We start from the raw sequence: 5410 nt of genomic DNA on the forward strand, positions 1-5410 counted from the left end.
GGCCGGCGGGACGGACGTCGGCGGTGTCGGTCTGCCCGCGCGACGGGTCAGGCTGCTCGTACCCGCTGTGTTCGGACGCGGTGGTCGGCCCGCAGGCGGGCCGCGGTTCCGCCGCCGCGCCTGTTTCCGTTCGTTGCGTTTCCGCCCGGTGCAGGGGTTCCGATTCCGCCGGGCGCGGGGTCGGCAGGTCGCCGGCCGACGTGGGCGGTGGCCCGTCGCCGGCATGTCCGTCACGGCTGTCGGCAGCGGCGTCGCCGTGGCCGGCGGCGGATCCGCTGCCACCGCCGCCGGCCGGCGGCGGTCCGTCCGGGTCCGTAGACGGCTCCCCCGCTTTTTCCAGGGCGTCGGCGAGGGTGTCCTCGTCCAGGCCGGGGGCGTCGAACGGGCCTCGGCGGCGCCGGTGCGGCAGTGCCAGGCGGGCGGCGCGGCGGATGTCGTCGGCGGTGACGCGCTCGCGGCCCTCCCAGGCGGCCAGCGCGATCGCGGTGCGGGCGGTGACCACGTCCGCGCGCATCCCGTCCACGTCGAAGGCGGCGCAGACCGCGGTGACCTGGCGCAACGCCGTCTCGGAGAGCTCCACGGCGGGCAGGCGGTCACGGGCGGCGGCGATCCGGGCGGCGAGGGCGGCGTCCTGCCGCGCCCAGGCGGCGGTGAAGGCCCGCGGGTCGGCGTCGTAGGCCAGTCGGCGGCGCACCACCTCGGCGCGTACCCGCGGGTCCCGGCTGGCGGCGACCTCGACGGTCAGCCCGAACCGGTCCAGCAGCTGCGGGCGCAGCTCGCCCTCCTCCGGGTTCATCGTCCCGACCAGCAGGAACCGGGCGGCGTGGCGGACCGACACCCCGTCGCGCTCGACGTGGGCGACACCGAGCGCGGCCGCGTCCAGCAGCAGGTCGACAAGGTGATCGTGCAGGAGGTTGACCTCGTCGACGTAGAGCAGGCCGCGGTGGGCGGCGGCCAGCAGCCCGGGGCGCAGCGCCGTGACGCCTTCGGCGAGCGCCCGGTCGAGGTCGATCGACCCGGTCACCCTGTCCTCGGAGGCGCCGACCGGCAGCTCCACCATCCGCACCGCCCGGGTCACGGCGGGGCCGTCGGGCGGATGCGGGCCGTCGGGGCAGTCGGCGTCGCCAACTGCCGGGTCGCAGGCGAACCGGCAGTTGGTCACCACCCGCAGGGGCGGGAGCAGGGCGGCGAGCCCCCGCACCGCCGTCGACTTGGCGGTGCCCTTCTCCCCCCGGACGAGCACCCCGCCGATGGCCGGTGACACAGCGTTGAGGACGAGGGCGAGCCGCAGGTCGTCCATACCCACCACCGCGGACAGCGGGTAGGCCGTCATCGTGCTCCCGACCGTGCGCCGGGCACCGGCTGGCGGGCGTGAACGGGCATGCCGCGGTCCTCCCTCGGGTTTCCTCGCCCTCGGTAACGGTGCGGACGGCCGAAGTATCCCGGCTCCCGGATCAGTGCTCCCCCTCGGCCTTCCGGACGCCTACACGTCCGTGACACACGGTGAGGGTTCGCTCCCCGGTTACGGTGGCGGGACCGCGCCGGATTCCCACCGGCTTCCTCCACTGCCGTCGCCCACCCAGCATGGCACAACCCGCCACCACGCGGACCCCTTCGCCCTGCCCGCACTCTTACCTTCACCCGTACGCTCCGGCATCTGATGTCGCGTGCGGCATCAGATGCCGCGTGCGGCGGCTGTGCGGCCGGGCGGTCGTGGACAGCGGGGTCGGTGCCCCGTCATTTCGCTGGTGCGCTGGTGGAGGCGGTAGCCGAGCGTGGTGAGCGTGCCAGCGGTGTGGGGGCGCAGACGGAGAGTACGTTTATGACAGGACTTATATAAATCCTGTCATAATGTGTGCATGAACGAGGAGCACACAGCCGATCCCACCCAGCACAGCCTCTGGCGACCCCTGCGCCTCCTGCAGGCGTCGATGGACGCGGACATCGCCCGGATGTACTCCGAGGCGCAGATCGACAAGCTCAAGCCGAGCTTCGTGATGGAACTGCTCCGTCTCCACGCCCACGGGCCGATGACCATCACCGAGCTGGCCGAGTCGGTCGGCCGCACACATTCGGCTCTCAGCCAGAAGGTGGCCGCGATGCGCGCGGCCGGCTGGGTCCACACCATCACGGGCGACGACGCGCGCAGCAAGAAGGTGACACTCACGGACAACGCCCGCGACATCGTCGGGCGCCTGGCGGCGGAGTGGCAGGCCACCGAGGCCGCCATCGCCGACCTCGAGGCCGAGATCCCCTATCCGCTCACCCGGGTCGTCGCCGACATCGAGCAGGCCCTTGAGCGCAGGAGCTTCCACGACCGGATCATCGAGAAGCTGGGCGCGGACCCCGCGTTGGGATGAGACGCGCTGCTCGGCCGTGTCAGCGCCGCTGAACAGGCTGAACAGATCGTCGGACAAGCCGGCCCGGACATCGGCAACATGCGTGGCGGCCTTGTCGCAGACGCCACCTCAGGCACAGCCGCCCTGGTCAGCGGTGGCCTGCTGTGCGTCGGCGCCGTCGCTCTGGTGGGAGCCACCACGCCGGCCCTGCGCTGGTTCTCCGCATTGTCCCTTCCACAAGGGACACCAACCAGCCGGTGAGACAGAGCGGCCAGGCAGGCCCGCCACTGCCGCATCGGGCCGTCCAGAACATTGGTGGCCGGAGAATTCCTGGCGGAGCCTGGACAGCACCCCGATGCCCTCCAGATCGGGCGCGGCCCGCGGCAGGGGCGGTTCCCTACGGCCCTTGGCACCGGTCACGGTGCTCCGCGGTGCCGCGAGCCCGTAGGTCAGGACGTCGAGGTCAGGATGAGGCAGCTGTTGAACCCTCCGTAGCCGCGGGCGTTGATCATGATGACGTTCGTCGGCATTCCGCGTGGTTCTCCCGTGATCAGATGCAGTCCGTATGCCGGGTCCGGATCGGTCAGGTTGCCCACCGGGGGGACCACCCCGTCCCGCATCGCCAGGAGCGCCGTTGCCACGTTGAGCGCCGGCGTCCCGGCGCACAGGCGCCCGCCCAGGCTGTGCGGGGCGGTCACCGGCAGGTGGGCGAGGCGGTCACCGAAGACCTCGCCTAGGGCGCGTGCCTCCAACAGGTCGTGTTCGCGTGTACCCATGCCGTCGGCGAAGACGACGTCGACGTCGTCGGAGGTCAGCCCGGCGTCGTCGAGAGCACGTCGCATCGCCCGCACGAGGGGGTCCGGCTCTGGCGCCGGGCGCCGGTCGTGGTGGGCGTCGTGGGTGGCCGCGTAGCCGGCGATCCGCCCGTAGCCGCGGCGGCCACGCTCGTGCGCCGCCGCGGCGTCCTCCACCACGAACAGAGCGCCGCCCTCGCCCGGCGCGTACCCGTCGGCGTGCCGGGAGAAGGGCCGATAGCCCTCCTCGGGGGTGCTGCCCGCCGTCAGCATCCCGCTCGTGGCATAGCAGGTCATCGCATACGGTGCGACCGCGGCCTCGGTGGCGCCCGCCACCACGGCGCGGGTTCCCCGCCGGATGGCCCGGCGGGCCTCGCCGAGGCAGTCCAGGCCGCCGGCCTCACCGGAGACGATCACTCCTGAGGGGCCTTTCAGCCCGTGGAGGATCGAGATCTGCCCGGTGCTGGCCGCGTAGAACCAGGCGATGGACTGGTAGGCCCCCACCGCCCGGCGACCCTGGCTCCACAGCCGTCCGATCTCCCGCTGCCCGAACTCGTTGCCGCCGGAGCCGCTGGCCAGGATGGCCGCGGTGTCGTACGGATCATGATCGGACGGCCGGTAGTCGGCGTCGTCGAGGGCGAGGCCGGCGGCTGTCAGGGCCAGCCAGGTCCACCGGTCGGTCTGCACGATCAGCCGGGGGTCAAGATGATCCTCGGGCTGGAAGCCGTCCACCTCACCGGCTAGGACGGCGGCGGGCGCCGCGGCGCCCGCCGGGGTGACGGCGGGTGTGGGGGTGGCGAAGCGGGTGACCGGGGCGACCTTGACCTCGCCGCGCAGCGTGGACGACCAGTGCGCCTCGGCCCCGATGCCGCTCGGTGCCACGACGCCGATACCGGTGATCACCGCGGACTGGCCCGGGGCGTTCACCGGGTCACCGTCGCACGCTCGAGCAGGATCGCGGACTGGAAGCCGCCGAAACCGCTGCCGACCGACAGCGCCACGTCGATCCGCTGGTCACGGGCGGTCTTGGGCACGTAGTCCAGGTCGCAGTCGGGGTCGCGGTTCTCCCAGTTGGCCGTCGGCGGCACCACGGAGTGCTCGATGGCCAGCGCGCAGGCGGCGCATTCGATCGCGCCGATGGCCCCGAGCGAGTGGCCGACCATGGACTTGATCGAGCTGACCGGTACCTGGTAGGCGTGCGATCCCAGGGAGCGTTTGAAGGCGGCCGTCTCGTGCCGGTCGTTCTGCTTGGTGCCCGACCCGTGGGCGTTGACGTAGCTGACCGCCGTGGCCGGGGTGCGGGCCTGCCGGAGCGCGCTGGTGATCGCCTCGGCCATCTCCACACCGTCCGGTCGCAGCCCGGTCATGTGGTAGGCGTTGGAGCGGGAGGCGTAGCCGGTGACCTCGCAGTAGACGTGGGCGCCGCGGCGGCGGGCGTGCTCCCACTCCTCCAGGACGAGCACGGCGGCGCCTTCCCCCATCACGAACCCGTCCCGGGTGGCGTCGAACGGCCGGGAGGCGTGCTCCGGGTCGTCGTTGCGCGCTGAGGTCGCCCGGATCGCGTCGAAGCAGGCGATCGAGATCGGTGAGATCGGCGCGTCCGTGGCACCCGCGATGACCACGTCGGCCGCGCCGTCCTGGATGAGCTGGTGGCCCCGGCCGATCGTGTCGATCCCCGAGGTGCAGCCCGTCGACACCACCGCGGCGGGGCCGTGCGCGCCGAACCTGCGTGCCACTTCGCCGGCGAGGCTGCTGGGCACCAGGGCGTGGTAGAGGAAGGACGAGGCATACGCCGGGTTCACCAGCCAGTTACGGCCGCTGTTGCTGACGGCGACGTACTCGTCCTCGAGGCGGGTGGTGGCGCCGACGGCGCTGCCGAGGCTGACCCCGACGCCGTATCCGCCGTCGGGCGCGCCGGCCGGCAGGTCCAGGCCGCTGTCGGTGACCGCCTCCGCGGCCGCGGCGAGCGCTAACTGGATGAAACGGTCGTTGCGGTGGATCTCCTGCGCGTCCAGCCCGGCGGCGACGGGGTCGAAGTCGCATTCGGCCGCGATCTGCGACCGGAACTGTGCCGGGTCGAAGAACGAGATCCGGCGGGTCGCGGTCCGGCCCTCGGTCAGCAGGGTCCAGAACGCGCGGCTGTCCGTCCCGCCGGGGGCGACGACGCCGACGCCGGTGACCACCGCCCTTCTCGGGCTCGGGCGTGTGCTCATGCTGGTGCCTTCCGTGGGTCGCAGCTCCCGCTGCCGCCCACCCCGGCCGGCGCGGGCAGGGGGG

The 5410-nt window shown here is 73.0% G+C and carries 4 protein-coding genes, 1 pseudogene and 1 riboswitch; of the genes and pseudogenes, 2 read left to right on the forward strand and 3 right to left on the reverse strand.

Annotation, left to right across the window (positions count from 1 at the left end):
* A partial coding sequence (locus CM1CMNOD_RS10685; RefSeq protein WP_165001425.1) for an ATP-binding protein occupies positions 1-1333 on the reverse strand: 1333 nt, incomplete at its 3' end.
* Positions 1334-1436: 103 nt separating this feature from the next.
* Positions 1437-1562: riboswitch (cobalamin riboswitch) on the reverse strand.
* Positions 1563-1859: 297 nt separating this feature from the next.
* On the opposite strand from CM1CMNOD_RS10685, the gene CM1CMNOD_RS10690 reads away from it, so the two are divergent.
* Together CM1CMNOD_RS10690 and CM1CMNOD_RS23980 are read left to right on the forward strand one after the other, a co-directional pair.
* Entirely contained in the window at positions 1860-2360 is a 501-nt protein-coding gene (locus CM1CMNOD_RS10690) for a MarR family winged helix-turn-helix transcriptional regulator (RefSeq protein WP_013873664.1), read from the forward strand.
* Positions 2361-2600: pseudogene (locus tag CM1CMNOD_RS23980) on the forward strand (hypothetical protein); the annotation flags it as partial.
* A 188-nt stretch (positions 2601-2788) separates the two neighbouring features.
* Here the strand turns inward: CM1CMNOD_RS23980 and CM1CMNOD_RS10700 are convergent.
* Together CM1CMNOD_RS10700 and CM1CMNOD_RS10705 are read right to left on the reverse strand one after the other, a co-directional pair.
* Positions 2789-4060, reverse strand: coding sequence for a beta-ketoacyl synthase N-terminal-like domain-containing protein (locus CM1CMNOD_RS10700; RefSeq protein WP_013873663.1), 1272 nt, complete (start codon positions 4058-4060; stop codon positions 2789-2791).
* Positions 4057-5346: a beta-ketoacyl-[acyl-carrier-protein] synthase family protein gene (locus tag CM1CMNOD_RS10705; protein ID WP_013873662.1), complete on the reverse strand. Its 1290-nt coding sequence runs from the start codon at positions 5344-5346 to the stop codon at positions 4057-4059. The genes CM1CMNOD_RS10700 and CM1CMNOD_RS10705 overlap by 4 nt, the downstream gene beginning before the upstream one ends.
* Positions 5347-5410: the final 64 nt, after the last annotated feature.

The sequence above is a fragment of the Protofrankia symbiont of Coriaria myrtifolia genome (assembly GCF_900634755.1).
Lineage (GTDB): Bacteria > Actinomycetota > Actinomycetes > Frankiales > Frankiaceae > Protofrankia > Protofrankia coriariae.